Here is a 21,185-nt window from a genome sequence, read left to right on the forward strand (position 1 = left end):
CCGCAGTTGCGGTGGGGCCCTCCCTCATGAGGTCTGCGCTGTCAGACCCTGTTGCGCAGCAGCGTCCGCATCGTCCGCATCGCGACCGACAGGTTCGCCAGGTCGAAGTCGTCCGAGCCCTGGATCTCCTCCAGGGTGGTGCGCGCACGTCCCAGCAGGGCCGCGTTCTTCTCCTCCCACGCCTTGTAGCGCTGCTCCGGCGTGGAGCCGCCGTTCCCGGTGGACAGGACGTCCTGGGTCAGGCCGGCGTGAGCGGCGTACAGGTCCTCGCGGATGGAGGCGCGTGCCATGGACTGCCAGCGGTCGGCACGCGGCAGCTCGACGATGCGGTCCATCAGCTGCGTGATGCCGAGCCGGTCACCGAGGTCGTAGTACACCTCGGCGACGTCCATCGGGTCCTTCTCGATGCGCTCCGCGATCGCGACCACGTCGAGGATCGGGAAGGCCGAGGAGAAGCCCGCCACACGCAGTGCGAGGTCCTCCGGCACGCCCGTCCCCGTGAGCTCCTCCAGGATGCCCTGGTACCACTCCAGGTCGGCGCCGCGCAGCAGCTTGGGCAGGTCGGCCCAGACCTGCGCCACGCCCGCGCTGAAGAACTCGATGGTCTCGCCGATCTCCAGCGGCTGCGGGCGGTTGCCGAGCAGCCAGCGGGTGCCGCGCTCGACCAGGCGCCGCGAGTGCAGCCGGATCCGCGTCTGGACATCGGCCGGGACCTTGTTGTCGAGGGCCTCCACGGCGTTCCAGACGTCGCTGAGACCGAAGATCGCGCGGGCCGCGAACTGTGCCCGTACGACCTCCTCGATGGAGGCGCCGGTCTCTTCGCGCAGCCGGTGCAGGAAGGTGGAACCACCGGTGTTGACGGTGTCGTTGACCAGCACCGTCGTGATGATCTCGCGGCGCAGCGCGTGCGCGTCGATCTGCTCGGCGAACTTCTCGCGCAGCGCGTGCGGGAAGTACTCGTGCAGCAGCACCCGCAGGTGCGGGTCGTCCGGCAGGCCGGTGGAGATCAGCTCGTCGGCAACGGTGATCTTCGTGTACGCGAGGAGGACGGCCAGCTCGGGCTGCGAGAGGCCCTTGCCGTTGTTCAGCAGTTCCCTGATCTGACGGTCGGTGGGCAGGAACTCCAGGGCCCTGTCCAGGTGACCGTCCCGCGTCAGGCGCCGCATGAAGCGCTGGTGCGCGTGCAGCAGCGACGGCGACTGGGCGACCGCGTTCGACAGGGCGGTGTTCTGCGCGTAGTTGTTGCGCAGCACCAGGGTGCCGACCTCGTCGGTCATGGCCGCGAGCAGCTTGTTGCGCTGCTTGACGGTCATGTCCCCGTCCGTGACGAGGGCGTTGAGCAGGATCTTGATGTTCACCTCGTGGTCGGAGGTGTCGACACCGGCGCTGTTGTCGATGGCGTCGGTGTTGATCCGGCCCCCGGCGCGCGCGAACTCGATGCGTCCCAGCTGCGTCGCACCCAGGTTGCCGCCCTCGCCGACGACCTTGACCCGCAGGTCCTCGCCGTTGACGCGGATCGAGTCGTTCGCCTTGTCGCCGACGTCCGAGTTGGATTCGACGGACGACTTCACGTACGTGCCGATGCCGCCGTTCCACAGCAGGTCCACCGGCGCCTTGAGGATGGCCTGCATCAGGTCTGCGGGGGTCATCTTGGAGACGCCCGCCGGCAGCCCGAGCGCCTCGCGCATCGCGGCGTTGACCGGGATGGACTTGGCGCTGCGCGGGTGGATGCCGCCGCCCTGCGACAGCAGTTCCTTGTTGTAGTCGGCCCAGGAGCTGCGGGGCAGCTCAAAGAGGCGGCGGCGCTCGGCGTAAGAGAGGGCCGCGTCCGGGTTCGGGTCGATGAAGATGTGCCGGTGGTCGAAGGCCGCGACGAGGCGGATGTGCTCGGAGAGCAGCATGCCGTTGCCGAAGACGTCGCCGGACATGTCGCCGACGCCGACGACGGTGAAGTCCTCGGTCTGGCTGTCGTGTCCGAGCTCCCGGAAGTGCCGCTTCACGGACTCCCAGGCGCCTCGGGCGGTGATGCCCATGCCCTTGTGGTCGTAGCCGACGGAGCCGCCGGACGCGAAGGCGTCACCGAGCCAGAAGTCGTACGCGACGGCGATCTCGTTGGCGATGTCGGAGAACGTCGCGGTGCCCTTGTCGGCGGCGACCACGAGGTACGTGTCGTCCTCGTCGTGCCGTACGACGTCCCTCGGGGGTACGACCTCGCCCGCCACCATGTTGTCGGTGATGTCGAGCAGCGCCGAGATGAACGTCCTGTACGAGGCGATGCCCTCGGCCATCCACGCGTCGCGGTCGACCGACGGGTCCGGGAGGTTCTTCGCGACGAAGCCGCCCTTGGCGCCGACCGGCACGATGACGGTGTTCTTCACCATCTGCGCCTTGACCAGGCCGAGCACCTCGGTACGGAAGTCCTCGCGCCGGTCCGACCAGCGCAGACCGCCGCGCGCGACCTTGCCGAAGCGCAGGTGCACACCCTCGACGCGGGGCGAGTACACCCAGATCTCGTACGCCGGGCGGGGCGCGGGGAGGTCAGGGATCGCCTGCGGGTCGAACTTCATCGAGACGTAGGAGTGCGGCCTGCCGTCCTGTGCCTTCTGGAAGAAGTTCGTTCGCAGCGTCGCCTTGATGACGGTCAGGAAGGAGCGCAGGATGCGGTCCTCGTCGAGCGAGGCGACCTGTTCGAGCGCTCCGTCCAGCTCTTCGAGCAGCCCGTCCGTCAGCTCCGTGCCGGCCTTCTGCCGCTCCGGCGACATCCGCGCCTCGAAGAGGGAGACCAGCAGCCGGGTGGTGTGGACGTTGTTGCGGAGGGTGTCCTCCATGTAGTCCTGGCTGAAGGTGGACTTCGCCTGCCGCAGGTACTTCGCGTACGCGCGCAGCACCACGGCCTGCCGCCAGCTCAGCCCGGCGCGCAGCACCAGGGAGTTGAAGCCGTCGTTCTCCGCGGCGCCCGTCCAGACGGCCGCGAAGGCGTCCTGGAAGCGCTCGCGGGCGTCGTCGGCGAGGTAGTCGCCGTTCAACAGGTGCTGCGGCAGCCGCAGCCCGAAGTCGTAGATCCACGCGTGCGTACGGTCCGCGCAGCGCAGCTCGTACGGACGCTCGTCGACGACCTCGACGCCGAGCAGCTGGAGGACCGGGAGCACGGCCGACAGGGAGACCTGCTCGCCGGTCCGGTAGATCTTGAAGCGGCGCTCGCCCGCTCCGGCGCCCACCGGCTCGTAGAGGCTGAGGGCGAAGTCCTTCTCGTCCTGGCCGAGCTGCTCCAGGTGAAGCAGGTCGGCGACGGCGGAGCGCGGCGAGTGGTCGGCCTTGTAGCCCTCGGGGAAGGCGTGGCCGTAGCGGCGCAGCAGTTCGGCGGCGCGCTCCTCGCCCAGCTCGGCGTTGAGGGCCTCGGCGAAGCCGTCGGCCCAGGAGCGGGCCGCCTCGGCGAGGCGGGCCTCGATGCGCTCGACGTCGGCGTCGGTGAGGGCGGTCAGTTCCGTACCGGTTTCGACGCGTACGACGAAGTGCAGGCGGGAGAGGACCGACTCGGTGTTCCACGCCGTGAAGTCGACGCTGGTGCCGCCGAGCTCCTCTTTGAGGATGTCGATGAGCCGCAGCCGTACACCGGTGGTGTAGCGGTCGCGGGGCAGGTAGACGATCGCCGAGTAGTAGCGCCCGTACTCGTCCTGGCGCAGGTACAGCCGCAGCCTGCGGCGTTCCTGGAGGTACAGCACGGACGTGACGACGGAGCGCAGCTGGTCGACGGGCGTCTGGAAGAGCTCGTCGCGCGGGTACGTCTCCAGGATCTGCAGCAGGTCGCGGCCGTCGTGGCTGTTGGCCGTGAAGCCCGCGCCTTCGAGGACCTCGGCGACCTTGCGCCGGATGACGGGCACGCGGCGTACGGACTCGGTGTACGCGGCGGAGGAGAACAGGCCGAGGAAGCGGCGCTCGCCGACCACGTTGCCGTCGGCGTCGAACTTCTTCACACCGACGTAGTCGAGGTACGAGGGGCGGTGCACGGTCGCGCGGCTGTTGGCCTTCGTCAGGACCAGGAGCTTGTGCTCACGGGCCTTCGCACGGGCGTCGGCGGGCAGCCTGCTGAACGAGGGCGAGACGGGGTGCGTCTCGTCGTCCTCGTGGTGCTGCGGGTCGGAGCGCAGTACGCCGAGGCCGGTGCCGGGCACGGCGCCGAGGGCGTCGTCGCCGGTCAGCTCGTACTCGCGGTAGCCGAGGAAGGTGAAGTGGTCGGCGGCCAGCCAGCGGAGCAGCTCACGGGCCTCGTCGATCTCCTGGTCGGGGAGGTCGGCGGCCTTCGGCTCGTTCGGCAGTTCGTCGGCGATGCGCAGCGCGGCGTCGCGCATCTTCTCCCAGTCCTCGACGGCCTCACGGACGTCGGACAGGACGCGCAGCAGGTCGGCGGTGATCTGCTTGAGGTCGGCGCGGTCGGTCTCGCGGTCCATCTCGACGTGGATCCACGACTCGACGATCGCATCGTGCGGGAGCTCGCCGATGATCTGCTTGGAGAGCACCTCGATGAGCTTGCCGGTCACGTCACGGCGCACCAGTACCTGCGGGTGGATCACGACGTGGATGCCGCGGCCCTGCCGGGACAGTTCGTTCGTCACCGAATCGACGAGGAAGGGCATGTCGTCGGTCACTACTTCGACGACGGAGTGGCTGCATGTCCACCCGTTCTCCTCGACCGTCGGCGTGTGCACCCGCACGTTCGCCGTGCCCTGCGGGCGGTTGGCCGCGAGGCGATGGTGCGAAAGTGCCGCGCCGAAGACGTCGACCGGATCGCGGTCTCCGATGTCCTCCGGGGCGGTGTGCAGGTAGTAGCGCTGGAGGTACGCGAGTAGGGCGTCCTGGTCGGGCGCCCCTTCACTCTCGGACCCAGTCGGAGTTAGTCCCCCCGCCGGGCTGTTCTCAGCTACCCGGGCGGCCCGTGCGAGCAGCTCGGCCTTGGCTTCGTCCAGCTTGGTCTGCATGTCCTCTGGCTCCTGTCGCGCGCCGTTGCGTGACGTAGGTGAAGAAGGAGACACAACGCCACGACGCGGGGTTTCCGGTCGATGTCGACGTTATGCCGCGATGTGGGTTACCGGTGACACCCATGACGATTTTCGGCATATTTGGCGTCGCGTCCGGGTTCGGAAAACCAGCGAGGGCCCGGGCACGGTAGTGCGCCGGGCGAAGGCCGGGGGCTGCACCGCCCCCGAGGCGTATCGCGCTGATCACGGGACCAGGCTATCCCCCCTCGCCCGGGAGGCGTTATTCGCCGGTCGTTGGACATAACGCGGAGAAGTTCGACGCTTTGTCCACTCCCGCCGCACGGGCCTCGTGCAGCACGGGGGTCGCAGCAGGGCGCACCGGGTTGCCCCGGGGCGTACCGGGTTGCCGCACGCCCCCTTGGCAAATGTCGCGCCCGGGGGCACGTTGACCGGACCACCGTCCGCCCACTCCCCCGGAGAGCCGCCATGTCAGCGAAGATCCTGATCGTCACGGGCGATGCCGCCGAGTCGCTGGAAGTGCTCTATCCGTACCAGCGGCTGCGCGAGGAGGGGTACGACGTCCACATCGCGGCGCCGTCCCGCAAGCAGCTCCGCTTCGTGGTGCACGACTTCGAGGCCGGGTACGACACGTACACCGAGAAGCCCGGCTACACCTGGCCGGCCGACCTCGCCTTCTCGGAGGTGGATCCCGGAAATTACGTCGCGCTGGTCGTGCCCGGCGGACGGGCCCCGGAGTACCTGCGCAACGACCCGGAACTGCGCAAGATCCTCAAGTCGTTCTTCGACACGGACAAGCCGGTGGCGCAGATCTGCCACGGTCCGCTGCTGACGGCGGCGGTCGGTGCGCTGAGCGGGCGCAGGGTCACCGCTTACCCGGCGCTGGAGCTGGACATGCAGAGCGCAGGGGCCACCTTCCAGGACGCGGAGGCGGTGGTCGACGGCACGCTGGTGTCGGCCCGGGCATGGCCGGACCACTCACGGTGGATGCGCGAGTTCCTGACAGTGCTCCGGGCGAAGGCACCGGTGACCTGAGACACCCGGCAGCCTGCGCCCGGCTCCCCGAGGACCGTGCGACCGGAGACGCCGTGCCGGGCGCACCTCAGGCACAGGCGTCCAGCCCCACGTGTCCGGGCGCACGTGTCCAGACCCACGTGTCCGGGCGCAGGCGCACATGCTCCCGGCGCAGGAGCCGAAGCAGAAGCAGGCGCAGGCGTCGGTCGAGGCGTGGGCGTAGACGTCCCGGTGCAGGTGTCGAGGGCCTCAGGCTGCCGATATCTCCTCGGCCACCCGCACTGCGTCCGCGAGCGAGTCCACCACCGGTACCCCGGCAGCCGCCAGGACCGCCCGGCTGTGCGAGCCGCCCGTGTACAGCACCGCGCCCGCTCCGACGTGCGCAGCCGCCAGCGCGTCGTCGACGGCGTCGCCGATCACCACCACCCGCCCGGGGTCGACCCCGTCCAGCGCCGCGAGGTGCCGCACCATGTGTGCCGCTTTGGTCCCGCCCGACGGGCCGGTCCTGCCGTCGACCCGCACGAAGTGGCGCTCGATGCCGTATCCCCGCACCACCGGGACCAGTTCGTCGTGTCCGTACATGCTCAGGAGCGACTGGCTGCGTCCTGCCGCGCCCCATCCCGTGAGCAGTTCCTCGACGCCTTCGGTCAGCCCGCAGGCCGCACGCAGGGAGACGTAGTGCCGGTGGAAGGCGGCGTCCATCACCAGCCACTCCGCGTCCGTGGGCATCCGGCCCATCATCCGCTCGTAGAAGCGCGGGATCGGTATGCAGTACAGCTCGCGGTACCTCTCCAGGGTGATCGCCGGGAGCCCGATCTCCTCGAAGGCGGCGTTGGTCGCCCCGATGACCGCGTGGATGTCGTCGAGCAGCGTGCCGTTCCAGTCCCAGACCAGGTGCGTCCTCATGAAAGAACGGTACCCACGGGGTCTGACAACGCAGTCACCGGAGCGAGCAGAAGTCAGCCGATCAACCCGGGAATCTCCTGCACCCCGAACCACAGCAGCTCGTGGTCCTCCGCCCCGTCCACCGTGAACTGCGCGTCGTCGTCCCCGAGGTCCGCCGCCCCCTGCGCCGCCGCGGCGGCGGTCACGTCGTCCTTGGCTCCGTCGGCGTCCGCGTGCACCGCCGCGAACCTCTTCGCAGGTACGGAGCCCTCGACCCGCACCTCGCCGATCGCCCCGGCGTCCATGCCGCGCCCGTCCGGGTCCGCGGTCACCGCGCCGTCCGCCACGTCGACGGCGAGCACGACCCTGCGCCGCTCGGCCGCCGGGTCCCCCGCCACCAGCCGCAGCGAGGCCGCCGCCGCCCGGCCGAGCGCCGCGTACTCCAGCTCCTCGATGTCGTCCGAGACGTACCACTCGCGCAGCCCCGGTGTCACGGCGTACGCGACGAGCGGGCCGGGCGCCAGCTCACCGGCCTTGTACGCCGCTGCGAGACCGGGAAGGGTCAGGGGTACGTAGACGCGCATGACTGCCGCTCTTCTCGTCGGGGTCGTCGGGTCGTGAAGTCTTCGGGACCGGGGCTTCACCGGCCGAAAGGGCCTCCCGCCAGGGCCTCAAGGATACGTTCCGGGTCCCCCATCGGGGCGGCGGTACCCGCTCTGCGCCGTCCACCCTGCGCCGCGCGCCCCCCGCGTCCGTACTCCGGGCTGGGCCGGAAGCCACTCTGATAGGTGATTCGCCGGCCCCGGCGCCACTGCCGCGCGCGCCCCTTGCCGAGGTTCCCGGTTGCCCCGTACAAGATCCCCAAGCAGAAAGTTACCGTCCGGTATTCCACCGGCCAGGCAGAGCGGGACGATCAGCATGAACAGGACGACGACCCGGCCCGGCAGCACCCGCGGCGACTCCAGCGGCCCGGGCCGCCAGGGCGCCACCACGGCCGTGCGCAGGCCCCGTGTCCCGGCGACCCCGCAGCACCAGTTCGCGGAGCGCCTGCTCGCCGTGCTGAGCGGCGAGCGCCCCGCGCACAGCATGCTCAACCTCATGTTCAGGGAGGCCTACGACCAATTGCTGGAGCTCGCGCCGCGGACCCCGTTCCGCACCAGGGGCATCCGCCCGGTCGTACGCAGCTGCGGCGGCTTCCGGCCCCGGCCCGACGTCATCGAGGCCTTCGCCAGGATCGGCGCCGGCGAGCAGCTCCGCGCGATGGCCTTCCGCCTGGAACAGAGCGCCGACCAACGCTGGCGCTGCACGGCCATCGAGCTCGGCGGCGAACGCGTACCGGCAGGGGTCTGAACGCGTCCGGGCGCGCACCCCTTGAGGGTTGCGCGCCCGGACCGCACGAACCGGCAGAGCCACTGGACCGGCGGAACTACTTCTTCCGGCGACGCCCGCCCGTGCTCTTCTGCGCCTTGCGGCGCTCGGCACGGGTCATCCCGTCCGACTCGGAGCGGGTCGGCCCGTCGGCCGTGTTCTCGAAGTCGCCCTCGATGACCCCGCCCTCGCCGTCCACGGTGGGCGCGGAGAAGTGCAGCCGGTCCGGCCGCTGCGGCGCTTCGAGACCCTTGGCGTGGATCTCGGGACGCTGGGCGCCGGCAGGCACCGCGTCCTCCTTGGTGAGCGAAGGACCCGCGTCCTTCACCGGAACCTCCTCGACCTGCTGCTCGACCTGGACCTCCAGGTTGAACAGGTAGCCGACGGACTCCTCCTTGATGCCGTCCATCATGGCGTTGAACATGTCGAAGCCCTCGCGCTGGTACTCGACCAGCGGGTCCTTCTGCGCCATGGCACGGAGGCCGATGCCCTCCTGGAGGTAGTCCATCTCATAGAGGTGCTCGCGCCACTTGCGGTCCAGCACGGACAGCACCACGCGCCGCTCCAGCTCGCGCATGATCTCCGAGCCGAGCTGCTTCTCACGGGACTCGTACTGCTCGTAGATGTCGTCCTTGACGGACTCCGAGATGAACTCCGCGGTGATCCCGGCGCGGTCGCCCGCCGCGTCCTCCAGGTCCTCGACGGTGATCTTCACCGGGTAGAGCTGCTTGAACGCGCTCCACAGGCGGTCCAGGTCCCACTCCTCGGAGAAGCCCTCGACGGTCTCCGCCTGGATGTACGCCTCGATCGTGTCGTCCATGAAGTGCCGGATCTGCTCCTGCAGGTCCTCGCCCTTCAGGACGCGGCGGCGCTCGCCGTAGATGACCTCGCGCTGCCGGTTGAGCACCTCGTCGTACTTCAGGACGTTCTTGCGGGTCTCGAAGTTCTGCTGCTCGACCTGCGACTGCGCGGACGCGATCGCGCGGGTCACCATCTTGTTCTCGATCGGTACGTCGTCGGGGACGTTGGCCATCGCCATGACGCGCTCGACCATCGCGGCCTTGAACAGCCTCATGAGGTCGTCGCCGAGCGACAGGTAGAACCGGGACTCGCCCGGGTCGCCCTGACGGCCGGAGCGACCGCGCAGCTGGTTGTCGATACGGCGCGACTCGTGCCGCTCGGTGCCCAGCACGTACAGCCCGCCGAGCGCCTTGACCTCGTCGTGCTCGGCCTTGACGGCGAGCTCGGCCTTCTCCAGGGCGGCGGGCAGCGCGGCGGCCCACTCCTCGATGTGCTCCTCCGGGTCGAGGCCGCGCTGGCGCAGCTCCGCCTCGGCGAGGTCGTCGGGATTGCCGCCGAGCTTGATGTCCGTACCACGGCCCGCCATGTTCGTGGCGACGGTGACGGCGCCCTTGCGGCCGGCCTGGGCGATGATCGGCGCCTCGCGGTCGTGCTGCTTGGCGTTGAGGACCTCGTGCTGCACACCGCGCTTGGCGAGCTGCTGCGAGAGGTACTCGGACTTCTCGACCGAGGTGGTGCCGACCAGGATCGGCTGGCCCTTCTCGTGCTTCTCCGCGATGTCGTCGACGACGGCCGCGAACTTGGCGACCTCGGTGCGGTAGATCAGGTCGGACTGGTCGATGCGGACCATGTCCCGGTTGGTCGGGATCGGTACGACGCCCAGCTTGTAGATCTGGTGGAACTCCGCGGCCTCGGTCATCGCCGTACCGGTCATGCCGGACAGACCGTCGTAGAGGCGGAAGAAGTTCTGCAGGGTGATCGTGGCAAGGGTCTGGTTCTCGTCCTTGATGTCCACCCCTTCCTTCGCCTCGATCGCCTGGTGCATGCCCTCGTTGTAGCGGCGGCCCGCCAGCACACGGCCGGTGTGCTCGTCGACGATCATGACTTCGCCGTCGATGACGACGTAGTCCTTGTCCTTCTTGAAGAGTTCCTTGGCCTTGATGGCGTTGTTGAGGTAACCGACGAGCGGTGTGTTGACCGCCTCATAGAGGTTGTCGATGCCGAGCCAGTCCTCGACCTTGGAAACGCCCGGCTCGTGGATGGCGACGGTGCGCTTCTTCTCGTCGACCTCGTAGTCGCCGGTCTCCTCGATGCCCTTCAGCGGGTTGCCCGGCTCGCCCTTCTTGAGGCGGGTGACCAGCTTGGCGAAGTCGCCGTACCACTTGGTGGCCTGGTCGGCCGGACCCGAGATGATCAGCGGCGTACGTGCCTCGTCGACCAGGATCGAGTCGACCTCGTCGACGATCGCGAAGTTGTGGCCGCGCTGGACGAGCTCGTCCTGGGACCACGCCATGTTGTCGCGGAGGTAGTCGAAGCCGAACTCGTTGTTCGTGCCGTACGTGATGTCGCAGGCGTACTGCGCACGGCGCTCGGCGGGCGACATGTTGGCGATGATGCAGCCGACTTCCAGACCGAGGAACTTGTGCACCCGGCCCATCAGCTCGGAGTCGCGCTCCGCCAGGTAGTCGTTCGTCGTGATCAGGTGCACGCCCTTGCCCGAAAGGGCGTTGAGGTACGCGGGCAGCGTGCCGACGAGGGTCTTGCCCTCACCGGTCTTCATCTCGGCGACGTAACCCAGGTGCAGGGCGGCGCCACCCATCATCTGGACGTCGTAGTGACGCTGGCCGAGGGTGCGCTTGGCACCTTCGCGAACGGTCGCGAAGGCCTCGGGCATCAGGTCGTCGAGGCTCTCGCCGTCGGCGTACCGCTGCTTGTACTCGTCGGTCAGGGCGCGCAACTCGGCGTCGGAGAGGTTGACGAAGTCCTCTTCGATGGAGTTGACCTGGTCCGCGATGCGGTGCAGTTTGCGCAGGATCTTGCCTTCGCCTGCACGCATGAGCTTGTTGAAGACGGACACTGAGGCTGGTCTCCTTGCCGGTCGGGCCTGTGCACTGGGTCGGTATGACTTCTGGTCGGTACTGACAGTGGCGCGGGCACGGCAGGCGGGCCCCACCGCAACGGCCATCGTAAGCGAGGACCCAGCCGCCTCGGGAGGTCCGTCACCACGAAGGCGCCCCGGCATCCACAAGGTGCACACACGGCGCGCGTACAAGATGAACGCACGGCACGCGCCGAAGGTGCCGGGCGTCACTCGAAAAGTGTTCGCCCACGGCCCCTCCCCCGACCACAATCTGTTCATGAAGCCCTTCGTACTGACCACCGGGCGCCTCGAACTGCGGCCCTTCGCCACCGACGACACGGACGAAGTGCTGCACACCGTCCAGGACCCGGACATCCTGCGCTGGACGACCATTCCTTCGCCGTACGAGCACAAGGACGCCGTCTTCTTCGTCGAGCAGATCTCCGGCGAGGGACTGCGCACCGGCACCGGCTTCCACTTCGCGGTGCGCCCGCGCGGCGGCGGCCCACTGCTCGCCGCGGTCGGCGTCGGCCTGCACCTGCTGCCCGGCACCTGGGAACTCGGCTACTGGGCGGCGAAGCCTCATAGAGGACGCGGTTACGTCACCGAGGCGGCGACGGAGGTGATCCGCTGGATCTTCGCCACCCACGGCGTCGACCGGCTGCTCTGGCGGGCCGAGGTCGGCAACGAGCCGTCGCGCGCCGTCGCCGGGAAACTCGGCTTCACCATGGAGGGCGTGCAGCGCGCCGCCACGATCCACCAGGGCACCGCACGCGACGCCTGGGCCGGCTCGCTGCTCCCCTCGGATCTGGGCCTGCCCGGTCTCCATCCGTACCTCCCGGCCCCCGGAAGCAGGGCGCCGGAGCCCGATGTCAGTGCCGCCCTCTAGTCTTTCGGCATGACCTTCCAGCCGCCCGCAGCCGTCGTTCTCTCCGCCGACGAAGCACGCCGGATCGCCTTGCGCGCACAGGGTTTCGTGGGTGCGCCGGACCGCCGCGGCGGGGTGCGGGGCGTGCTGCGGCACCTGGGCGCGGTGCAGCTCGACACGATCTCCGTACTGGCCCGCTCGCACGAGCTCATTCCGTACGCCCGGCTGGGCGCGGTGGACCGCCGGAAGGTCGAGTCCGCGTACTGGTCCCCCGAATCCGAGGAGGCGCACGCCTTCGAGTACTGGTCGCACGCCGCCTGCATCCTCCCCGTCGAGGAGTGGCCGCACTTCGCCTTCCGTCGCCGCGCCTACCGCTCGCGCCCGCAGTGGCACCACGAGCTGACGGAGGGCGCGTACGACCGGGTGATCAAGCAGCTCCACGCCGAAGGCCCCCTCACGGCAACGGAGTTGGGCGGCGCGAAGAACGGCGGGGAGTGGTGGGACTGGTCGGAGTCCAAGGTCGCCGTCGAGCGCGCCCTGATGTACGGCGACGTGGTCTGCACCCGGCGGCGCGGCTGGAAGCGGGTGTACGACCTGGCCGAGCGTGCGATTCCGGGCGAGCTCCAGCACGACGACCTGACCGACACCGAGTGCGTACGGCGCCTGGTCGCCCTCGCCGGCCAGTCACTGGGCGTCGGCACCCGGGAAGACATCTCCGACTACCACCGGCTGAAAAACGCCCAGGTGGACGCGGTGATCGCGGACTCGGGCCTGGTTCCGGTCGAGGTCGAAGGCTGGGGGAAGCCCGCCTGGGCGGACCCCGAGGCCCTGGCTGCCGCCCCGCGCGGCCGGCACCGCACGACACTGCTGTCGCCCTTCGACTCCCTGATCTGGGACCGCCCGCGCACGGAGCGCATCTTCGGCTTCACGCACCGCCTGGAGGCGTACGTCCCCAAGCCGAAGCGCGTCCACGGGTACTTCGCGATGCCGCTGCTCTCCGGCGGTCGGCTGCTCGGCCGCGTCGACCCGGCCAGGGAAGGCACCACGCTGATCGCCCGTCAGGTCTCCCTGGAGTCCCCGAAGGCCGTCCCCGCCATGGCGAAGGCCCTCCGGGAAGCGGCCTCCTGGGTCGGCTGTACGGAGGTGCGGGTGGACCGCACCACCCCCTCCGAGCTGCACGGACTCCTGCGTCATGAGCTCGGCTAGCCGCGCGGCCGACGAGCGCCGGGATCAGCGGATCTCAAGGATCTTCTCGCGCATCGCGTAGACCACGGCCTCCATCCGGGAGTGCAGCTGCAGCTTCTCCAGGATGTTGCGCACATGGTTCTTCACGGTGTTCTCCGAGATGAACAGCTCCTTGGCGATGTCCCGGTTGTTCATCCCGGTGGCGACCAGCTTCAGCACTTCCAGTTCCCGGTCCGTGAGCCGGGGCGCCGGCACCAGTCTCCGCTCGTCGGAGCGCTGGATCATCGACTTGAACTCGGTCAGCAGCTTCGACGCCATCGACGGGCTGATCTGCGACTGTCCGTCCGCCACCGCCCGGATCGCCGTGGAGACCTCGTCCGTCGAGATCTCCTTCAGCAGATATCCCGTGGCACCGGCCTTGATCGCGTCGTAGAGGTCGGCCTCCTCGTCGCTGATCGTCAACATGATGATCTTGGCGCTGGGGGCCACCTCCTTGATCGAGGTGCACGCCTCGATCCCGCCCCGCTTGGGCATCCGTACGTCCATCAGCACGATGTCCGGCAGCAGATCGGCCGCCTTGTCCACGGCCTCCGCCCCGTCCCCGGCCTCACCGACGACCTGGATGTCCTCCTCCTGGGCGAGAACGATCTCCAGCCCCCGTCGGAAGAGCGCGTGGTCGTCCACCACGAGAACCCTGATCGGCTCCTTGCGGGAACCGCCCACATCCGTGTCCGTATCGGCATCGGCGACGCGGTCGGCGCTGCGGGCATGGCCGCCGCTCTGCACCGGACCGAAGCTGTCCGCCATCGTTCCTCCCCCTGAGGCCGCTAAGACCATGGCCCGAAGTTCATGTGCTGCGCCAACCACAGTCCGCAGAGCACCTCTTGACTTGCGGTGACATGATTCCATGCCCGTGCGACGGAGCGACCTCTTCAGGACGCACACGAGGGTGCCCCCGGAGGCGCGGACGCTCTCCGGGGGCACCCTCACCAGGTGGTGCGGCGCGCCGGGCGCAGCCGCTCGGACTGTCAGCCGCCGAGTGCGCCGCCCGCACCGCCGGCTTCGGACTCGGCGAGCGGGTCCGTGTTCAGGTGGATGACTCCGTAGTCGTACGCATGCCGCCGGTAGACGACACTGGGCTCCTTCGTCTCCGCGTCGACGAAGAGGTAGAAGTCGTGCCCGACCAACTCCATCTCGTAGAGCGCCTGGTCGAGCGACATGGGTGCGGCCACGTGGGTCTTCTCGCGGACCACCAGCGGTCCGTCGCCCTGCACTTCGAGCGAACCGATCTTCTTCGTGGGTACGGACGTGTCCGGCTCGGCGTGGTCCACGGCGAGTCGGCCGTCTCCGTCCATGACCGCCGCGTCGGGCACCGTCGCGCCGACCTCTGCGGCGGACAGGCGGCCTGTGCCACGGCGGGTGTGGCGCTTGTCGTGCTGCTTGCGCAGCCGCGCCTCCAGCTTGCCGGTCGCCAGGTCGAGCGCCGCGTACGGGTCGCCCGCCGACGCCTCTGCCCTGATGACGGGCCCTCGCCCGTGGACCGTGATCTCCACACGGTCCGAGCGGTCCGCCTGCCTCGGATTGGGCTCCTTGGACACCTCCACGTCGAGGCTGATCACCTTGCCGTCGAGCTTCTGGATCCTCTCCAGCTTGAGCTTCTCCGCCACGTGCTTGCGGAAGCGCTCGGGTACCTCTGTCTTGCGGCCCTTGACGACGATGTCCACGCAGAACTCCGTTCCCGGATTGCTCCGCTCGCTGGCGGAGCGTTTCCCTCTTGCACCAGACTCCGGTCAGTCCCGAAGTCTCGGACTTGGCGACTTCACCTCCTCCTCCCCCGTCGGGAAGATCCACACCCCCGAATTCTCGGGGTGCGAGGGAAAACCTGAAGCACGGCAGTGCAATAAGTGAGGCACAGCAACCGCTATTCCTCACTTCTGAACATAGCCCGCCCGGCCGGGTGTCGGCACCCGCTACCGGTGCGTACCTCCGTTCAGGTGGTTTTTCCCTCTCACTACCTGCAACGATGCAAGTTCCCGTTCAGTTCCAGTTTATTTCGAAAGATATCGGCGGGGCCGCGACAACCGCAGCGACGGGACCCAGGATTCCGGTATTCCCGGGTCTTCGCCCCGTCGATCTCCGACCCGGTGCCCGGCGTCCCGGCGCGGCCCGATCCGGCAGTCCGACCGGTGCGGCGAGCGCCCGAGCCGCCTCCACGAGCGACGCGCCCGTGGTCATGAGGTCGTCCACCAGGACCACCCGGCCGCCCGTCAGCAGCCTGCGACCGCCCGCCACCACCTCCAGGGCCCCGGACAGGTTCACCAGCCGCTCCCGGGCACTCAGGCCCGCCTGGTCGTCCACCGAGCGCCGCTGGCGCAGCACCGGCGCGACTCTGGCCCGCGTCCCGCTCCGGCGCAGCTCGGCGGCTGCCGCCCGCGCGATCCGCCGTGCCGGGTCGTGCCCCCGCGCGCCGACCGAACGCCGCGCGGACGGCACGGGCACCAGTACCAGCTCCTGTGTCGCGTCCACTGCCGGACCGTCTACCCATCCGGGCCGGGGATACGCCACCTGCGCCCCACTCGTCACGCCCTCCGCAGCCTCGCCCACGGCGGCCACGGGCCCGCCCGCGGCGCCCGCGGACCCGCCCACGGCGCCTCGGACCGGGCCGTGCACCGCACTGCGCACCGCCCCCGCCAACGCCGCCCCGAGCGGCCTCGCCAGCCCCAGAGCGCCCCGTTCCTTGTGCGCGAGCAGCACCGCACGCGGCGCGTCCTCGTACCGCGCCGCCGCATGGACGGCGGGCAGTCCCGGCGGTTCCGGCGCCGGCCGCACCCGTCCTGGCCGCCCGCCGTACAACGCGGTCGCGCACTCCTCGCACACTCCCGTCGGCGCTCGCGGCCTGCCGCAACCGCCGCAGGCCACCGGCAGAACCAGCCCGGCGAATTCCCGCCACCAACCCCGTAGTTCTCGCATGCCCCCACTGTGCCCACGGCGGCCGAACCCGTGCCACCCCTGTGGAAAACCTGCCGAAGACCCTCAACTTCCTGTGGAAAACAGGGAGTCGGAACAGCGATCCGCTATCCCGGATAGATCGGAAGCGATCCCTCCCGCGCCACCGTCTTCCAGTTGGCCCCGGGGTACAGGCGCAGAATGCCGTCCTCCTGCGACTGCGCCAGCAGCGGGAACCGGTCGACGTCCGACGCGGCAACCGCCGTCACCTGGTTGGCGCCGGGCAGCAGCCCTGCGGCCGAAGTGGAGCCGTCGGTCTGGACGTACCGCATCTGCTGCACCCCGCCCTTCTCCCGGCCCACCACGACCAGCCTGCTGTGACCGGCCCAGGACATGGCGGTCACCTGCTCCATCTGCGGCGCACCGGCCCGCAGTCCGACGATCTCGACCGCGCTCTCCTCCCCCGCGCCGCGGCGCTCGATCCGGCCCACCCGCAGCGTCTTGCGCTTGGTCTCGTCGACCACCAGCAGCGCGATGCGCACTCCGTCGGCCGACACCCGCAGCGAGTCGACGTACCCGTCGCCGAGACCCTCGACCCGGATCTCCTCGGGATTGCCCGTACCGTCCGCGATGCGCAGCAACCGCGGCGCCTTCGGGTCCCGGTCCGCGATCCACAGGTCGTTGCGACTGTCCCAACTGGGCGCGGACAGCGGATCGTTGGTCTTCGCCTTGCTGGTGTACCGCGTGCGGGGCGTGTCGCTGCCGGCCGCCATCGAGGCGACCTGCAGACGGTGCCCGTCGGACGCCACCGCCGCGACGTGCCTCTCGTCCCGCGACACACCGGCCGACTTCAGCTGCGGACCGCTCTCACCGAGCGCGCCGGGAACAGGCTTCGCCTCACTGGTGTCCACGTCGTTGGGGTCGTTGGGGATCCGCACCAAATGCCGCTTGTCGTTCAGGAAGTACTGGAAGTCGGGCGTCCTGGAACTGCCGCCCGGTGCATACGCGCCGGCCTGATCGCCGGTGAGCACGCACCTACTGGACTCCTCACTGTCCTCGATCTCCACCTGTTCGAGCCTCGACGTGGAGGTCAGGTCCCGGAGCGTGAAGAGCAGTTGGGCGGCCATTTCCATGCAGCCCCGGTGATCGACGTTCGCCGCCTTCGCGTTGAGCGGCACCTTCAGCGAGTTGTGGTCGCCGATCGTCAGCGCCTTGACGCCGCCCTTGAGGGTGGCGCCGGTGGGGAAGCGCGAACTGACCACGGGTTTCAGCCAGTTGGACGGCCCGTCCAGCAGTGCCTTGACCGCCTGGGCCACCGGGTCCAGCCGGGACTGCGGGTCGGTCCGCTTGCGTACGTACACGGGGTCGGCGACGAGCCAGCGCTCCTTGGGGTCGCCGGTCGCCGAGTTCGACGCGAAGTAGTACTTGTTGACGGATCGGAAGATGCGCTGGAAGTCGGACTCGCCGAGCACCAGCCCCTTCGGCGGGGTCTCGATGCGCCACTCACCGCTGTCCGACCTCTTGTCGGTGCCCTTCTCCCTGACCAGGCGGAGCTGCTGGCTGTACTGCTTCTTGGCGGACTGGTAGGCGCTCTGCTTGTCGAGGACCGCGACCTGCCGTCCGGTGAGCATGTACACGGGCGACGCCCCGTTGTCCCGGACGGACGGCTCCTCCCTGCTCGGGCCTTCGTCCAGGACGGCGGTGGCCTCGCTCGGGTTCCACTTCCTGGAGGCGCTCCTGGTCAGGTACTTGCGGGCGGTGTCGAACCCGGGGTCGTCGCTCTTCATCGCCTCCAGGAACCCTTCGACGATCTCGTCCGGCCTCGCCCCCGAACGCGGCGGCACGCTGTAGACCCGTACCTGGGAATCGACCGCCTGAGGGCCCTTGACCTCGCGTACGTCCCCATGGTCGGGCATCGATCCGCAGCCCGCGGCGGTCAGCAGCAGGCCGGCGGCCACCAGCAGGACCGCCGCTTTCCGGCCACGCTCCCGGCCTCCACGCCTACCGGTGCCACCACTCCTGCCGGTACCACTGCTCATACCGGTACCACTGCTCATACCGGTACCACCGGTCCTGTCGCCACCGCCGGCCTTGTCGCCGCCACCGCTCCTGCCGCTGCCACTGCCGCGCCGCTCAACGCCCACGTGGAATGTCCTCCCGGTCCATCCGGTCCATGTCCTGCGGCACGCTCTCGCCCGTCGCGCGGCCGTCGCTGCCGTGGCCACCGCTGCTGTTGCGGTCGCCACCACCGCTGTAGCGGCCACCGCCGTCACTGTTGCCGTCGCCACCGCCGTCACTGTCACCGCCGTCGCCGTGGCTGTCCCGCGGCTCGTCCCCCGCCCGCCGTGACACCACGCGTGCACCGCTGCCGGGCAGCGCCGTCGGGTCCGCGGCAGGCACAGTGGCCGTACGGGGCGGAGCTATCGGTCCGGACCCCCGCTCTCCCTGCGGCTGTACGGGAACGGTGGCGAGCCGCGTGTTTCCGCCGCCCGAGCCACCGCCCGTCCGCTTCGCCTCCGCCACGCGCGCACGCGCGCGCCGCGAGTCCTCGGGCTCCAGCGGTATCGGCGATCCGCGCAGCGGTTCGTCGACGGTGCGCGGCAGGGTCAGCCGGAACTGCGATCCGCCGCCCGGCTCGCCCCAGGCCTGGAGCCACCCGCCGTGCAGCCGTGCGTCCTCGACCGCGATCGACAGACCGAGCCCGGTGCCGCCGGTGGTACGCGCGCGCGCCGGGTCCGCCCGCCAGAAGCGGCTGAACACCCGGGTCGCCTCGCCGGGCTTCAGCCCCACGCCGTAGTCCCGTACGGCGACGGCGACCGCGCCTCCGGCAGCCCCCAGTCGCACCACCACGTCCCGTCCCTCACCGTGCTCGACGGCGTTGACGAGGAGGTTGCGCAGCACCCGCTCGACCCGCCGGGCGTCGGCCTCGACGACGACGGGCTGCTCGTCCCCGACGACCCTCACGACGCTTCCCTTGCGCTCCGCAAGGGGTTCTGCCGCGTCGATCACACGACGTACGACCTCACGCAGATCTATCGGCTCGGCCTCCAGGGCCGCGGCGCCGGCATCGAAGCGGCTGATCTCCAGCAGATCTGCGAGCAGTGACTCAAAACGATCGATCTGACCGACCAGCAGCTCCGCCGAGCGGGCCGTCACGGGGTCGAAGTCTTCCTTGGCGTCATGAATGACGTCGGCGGCCATCCGTACCGTCGTCAGCGGTGTCCGCAGCTCGTGCGACACGTCGGAGACGAACCGCCGCTGCATCCGCGAAAGGTCCTCCAGCTGCTGGATCTTCAGCTGGAGGTTCTGGGCCATCTTGTTGAAGGCCTCGCCGAGGCGCGCGATGTCGTCCTCACCTGTGACCTTCATCCGTTCCTGGAGGCGTCCGGCGGAGAGCCTCTCGGCGACCCCGGCGGCCATCCGTACAGGTGTGACCACCTGCCGTACCACCAGCCAGGCGATGGCCCCGAGCAGGACGACCACGAACAGCCCGGCGGTCGTCAGCGTGTTCTTGACGACCTTGAGCGAGGCCTCCTCCTGCGCCAGCGGGAAGAGGTAGTAGAGCTGGTACGGCTGCCCGCTCACGTCGTTCAGCCGCTTGCCCACGATCAGGCCGGGCTCGGACGGCTGTGCGTCATTGCTGTAAACGATCCGCACGTACCGCTGGTACGACTCGGCGCCCTCGTCGACGGCGTCGCGCACGTCCTGCGGCACGCTCGCCAGAGGGTCCACGCCGCCCGAGGCCCTCGGCCCGGGCTGGCTGGTCTCCTCGTCGGAGACGGCGCTGAGCGCCACCACGTTGAAGGCCTTCTGGCCACCACTGGCGAGCTGTTCCACCAGGTCGGAACGCCAGTTCGCGGCGTTGCGGCGGTCGGCCTTGTGGTCGGAGCTCTCGCTGTCCTGGCCGCCCTGGTCCGCCGGGGCGCTGGCCCGCTCCTGAGCCGCGGCGAAACCGCCGCGGGCCTGGTTCTGGGCCGCCTCCACCTTCGAGTAGAGCAGCCCGTTCTTCACGGCGCTGATGACGACGAAGCCGAGCAGCAGCACCACGCCGAGCGACATCAGCAGGGTCGCGGCAACCACCCGCAGCTGGATGTTGCGCCGCCACAGCCGTACGGCCGGCAGCAGCGGGCGCCGCACCAGCCGTACGACGAGACGCAGCACGGGGCCGCCGGGCGCCCCGTCCTGGAGCAACCGACCGCCCTGGAGCAGCCTGCCGGCCCGGGACGTACGACGCCCGGGACGACCGGAAGCACCAGGTCCGGGACCGGAGCCAGGTCCGGGCCCCGGTCCTGCAGCCCGCTCCGTACGGCCCCCCGGCTCCCCGGGCTGCGGAGCAGCGCTGCCTCGGTTCATGTCAGCTCGGTCCGGCCTTGTAGCCGACACCGCGCACGGTCACGACGATCTCCGGACGCTCCGGGTCCCTTTCGACCTTGGAACGCAGCCGCTGCACATGGACATTGACCAGTCGGGTGTCCGCGGCGTGCCGGTACCCCCAGACCTGCTCCAGCAGCACCTCGCGGGTGAACACCTGCCAGGGCTTGCGGGCCAGCGCGACCAGCAGGTCGAACTCCAGCGGGGTCAGTGCGATCGACTGCCCCTCCCGCTTCACCGAGTGACCGGCCACGTCGATGACCAGGTCACCGATGGCCAGCTGTTCCGGCGCGGGCTCCTCCGACCTCCTCAGCCTCGCCCGGATCCGGGCGACGAGCTCCTTGGGCTTGAACGGTTTGACGATGTAGTCGTCGGCGCCGGACTCCAGCCCGACCACCACATCGACGGTGTCGCTCTTCGCCGTGAGCATGACGATCGGCACTCCGGACTCGGCCCGGATCAGCCGGCACACCTCAATGCCGTCCCGTCCGGGCAGCATGAGGTCCAGCAGCACCAGGTCCGGCTTGGCCTCCCTGAATGCAGCCAGCGCTTTGTCACCGTCGGCGACGAACGACGGCTCAAAACCTTCTCCACGCAACACAATGCCGAGCATCTCGGCGAGTGCGGTGTCGTCGTCAACTACGAGAACGCGACCTTTCATAAACGCCATCAT

14 protein-coding genes are annotated in these 21,185 nt (G+C 69.6%); 4 read left to right on the forward strand and 10 right to left on the reverse strand.

Features of this window, described 5'->3' with window-relative positions; genetic code table 11:
- Positions 1-41: 41 nt before the first annotated feature.
- Positions 42-4,976, reverse strand: coding sequence for an NAD-glutamate dehydrogenase (locus ACWGIG_RS17590; protein WP_453322505.1), 4,935 nt, complete (start codon positions 4,974-4,976; stop codon positions 42-44).
- Positions 4,977-5,462: 486 nt separating this feature from the next.
- On the opposite strand from ACWGIG_RS17590, the gene ACWGIG_RS17595 reads away from it, so the two are divergent.
- On the forward strand, positions 5,463-6,029 hold the full coding sequence (locus ACWGIG_RS17595; RefSeq protein WP_398423541.1) for a DJ-1/PfpI family protein: 567 nt from the start codon (positions 5,463-5,465) through the stop codon (positions 6,027-6,029).
- A gap of 228 nt (positions 6,030-6,257) precedes the next feature.
- Here ACWGIG_RS17595 and ACWGIG_RS17600 read toward each other — a convergent pair whose 3' ends face one another.
- Together ACWGIG_RS17600 and ACWGIG_RS17605 are read right to left on the reverse strand one after the other, a co-directional pair.
- Positions 6,258-6,914 carry an HAD family hydrolase gene (locus ACWGIG_RS17600; RefSeq protein ID WP_453322506.1) on the reverse strand — a complete coding sequence of 219 codons (657 nt, stop codon included), beginning with the start codon at positions 6,912-6,914 and terminating at the stop codon, positions 6,258-6,260.
- 53 nt (positions 6,915-6,967) lie between these two features.
- Complete coding sequence (locus tag ACWGIG_RS17605; RefSeq protein WP_453322507.1) at positions 6,968-7,477, reverse strand: DUF6912 family protein; 510 nt, start codon at positions 7,475-7,477, stop codon at positions 6,968-6,970.
- Between the two features lie 334 nt (positions 7,478-7,811).
- On the opposite strand from ACWGIG_RS17605, the gene ACWGIG_RS17610 reads away from it, so the two are divergent.
- Positions 7,812-8,243 carry an Rv3235 family protein gene (locus ACWGIG_RS17610; protein ID WP_453322508.1) on the forward strand — a complete coding sequence of 144 codons (432 nt, stop codon included), beginning with the start codon at positions 7,812-7,814 and terminating at the stop codon, positions 8,241-8,243.
- Positions 8,244-8,319: 76 nt separating this feature from the next.
- On the opposite strand, the gene secA is transcribed toward ACWGIG_RS17610, so the two are convergent.
- Positions 8,320-11,139, reverse strand: coding sequence for a preprotein translocase subunit SecA (gene secA, locus ACWGIG_RS17615; protein ID WP_453322509.1), 2,820 nt, complete (start codon positions 11,137-11,139; stop codon positions 8,320-8,322).
- A 196-nt stretch (positions 11,140-11,335) separates the two neighbouring features.
- Here secA and ACWGIG_RS17620 point away from each other — a divergent pair, with 196 nt between their 5' ends.
- Together ACWGIG_RS17620 and ACWGIG_RS17625 are read left to right on the forward strand one after the other, a co-directional pair.
- The gene (locus ACWGIG_RS17620) at positions 11,336-12,031 is read left to right on the forward strand and encodes a GNAT family N-acetyltransferase (protein ID WP_453322510.1); all 696 of its coding nucleotides are present in this window, start codon (positions 11,336-11,338) and stop codon (positions 12,029-12,031) included.
- 9 nt (positions 12,032-12,040) lie between these two features.
- Entirely contained in the window at positions 12,041-13,216 is a 1,176-nt protein-coding gene (locus tag ACWGIG_RS17625; RefSeq protein ID WP_453322511.1) for a winged helix-turn-helix domain-containing protein, read from the forward strand.
- Between the two features lie 24 nt (positions 13,217-13,240).
- Here ACWGIG_RS17625 and ACWGIG_RS17630 read toward each other — a convergent pair whose 3' ends face one another.
- The 6 genes from ACWGIG_RS17630 to mtrA form a co-directional block, all read right to left on the reverse strand.
- Positions 13,241-14,002, reverse strand: a complete 762-nt coding sequence (locus ACWGIG_RS17630) for a response regulator (RefSeq protein ID WP_453322512.1) — start codon at positions 14,000-14,002, stop codon at positions 13,241-13,243.
- Between the two features lie 221 nt (positions 14,003-14,223).
- Positions 14,224-14,919, reverse strand: a complete 696-nt coding sequence (hpf, locus tag ACWGIG_RS17635) for a ribosome hibernation-promoting factor, HPF/YfiA family (RefSeq protein ID WP_453322513.1) — start codon at positions 14,917-14,919, stop codon at positions 14,224-14,226.
- Positions 14,920-15,232: 313 nt separating this feature from the next.
- Positions 15,233-16,165: a ComF family protein gene (locus ACWGIG_RS17640; RefSeq protein WP_453322514.1), complete on the reverse strand. Its 933-nt coding sequence runs from the start codon at positions 16,163-16,165 to the stop codon at positions 15,233-15,235.
- Positions 16,166-16,269: 104 nt separating this feature from the next.
- Positions 16,270-18,180 (reverse strand): LpqB family beta-propeller domain-containing protein, encoded by a 1,911-nt coding sequence (locus ACWGIG_RS17645; RefSeq protein ID WP_453322515.1) that lies wholly within the window; start codon positions 18,178-18,180, stop codon positions 16,270-16,272.
- Positions 18,181-18,274: 94 nt separating this feature from the next.
- Entirely contained in the window at positions 18,275-20,494 is a 2,220-nt protein-coding gene (gene mtrB, locus ACWGIG_RS17650) for an MtrAB system histidine kinase MtrB (protein WP_453322516.1), read from the reverse strand.
- 1 nt (position 20,495) lies between these two features.
- Positions 20,496-21,185: a two-component system response regulator MtrA gene (gene mtrA, locus ACWGIG_RS17655; RefSeq protein WP_362430714.1), complete on the reverse strand. Its 690-nt coding sequence runs from the start codon at positions 21,183-21,185 to the stop codon at positions 20,496-20,498.

Source organism: Streptomyces sp. NPDC054863, assembly GCF_053610825.1.

Bases quoted from the DNA above. Each gene is read 5' to 3' on its own strand.
- ACWGIG_RS17610 (WP_453322508.1), top strand. From the start codon at position 7,812: ATGAACAGGACGACGACCCGGCCCGGCAGCACCCGCGGCGACTCCAGC.
- ACWGIG_RS17640 (WP_453322514.1), bottom strand. From the start codon at position 16,165: ATGCGAGAACTACGGGGTTGGTGGCGGGAATTCGCCGGGCTGGTTCTG.
- ACWGIG_RS17595 (WP_398423541.1), top strand. From the start codon at position 5,463: ATGTCAGCGAAGATCCTGATCGTCACGGGCGATGCCGCCGAGTCGCTG.
- ACWGIG_RS17590 (WP_453322505.1), bottom strand. From the start codon at position 4,976: ATGCAGACCAAGCTGGACGAAGCCAAGGCCGAGCTGCTCGCACGGGCC.
- ACWGIG_RS17620 (WP_453322510.1), top strand. From the start codon at position 11,336: ATGAACGCACGGCACGCGCCGAAGGTGCCGGGCGTCACTCGAAAAGTG.
- mtrA (WP_362430714.1), bottom strand. From the start codon at position 21,185: ATGATGGCGTTTATGAAAGGTCGCGTTCTCGTAGTTGACGACGACACC.
- ACWGIG_RS17645 (WP_453322515.1), bottom strand. From the start codon at position 18,180: ATGAGCAGTGGTACCGGCAGGAGTGGTGGCACCGGTAGGCGTGGAGGC.
- ACWGIG_RS17600 (WP_453322506.1), bottom strand. From the start codon at position 6,914: ATGAGGACGCACCTGGTCTGGGACTGGAACGGCACGCTGCTCGACGAC.
- ACWGIG_RS17625 (WP_453322511.1), top strand. From the start codon at position 12,041: ATGACCTTCCAGCCGCCCGCAGCCGTCGTTCTCTCCGCCGACGAAGCA.
- ACWGIG_RS17605 (WP_453322507.1), bottom strand. From the start codon at position 7,477: ATGCGCGTCTACGTACCCCTGACCCTTCCCGGTCTCGCAGCGGCGTAC.
- mtrB (WP_453322516.1), bottom strand. From the start codon at position 20,494: ATGAACCGAGGCAGCGCTGCTCCGCAGCCCGGGGAGCCGGGGGGCCGT.
- ACWGIG_RS17630 (WP_453322512.1), bottom strand. From the start codon at position 14,002: ATGGCGGACAGCTTCGGTCCGGTGCAGAGCGGCGGCCATGCCCGCAGC.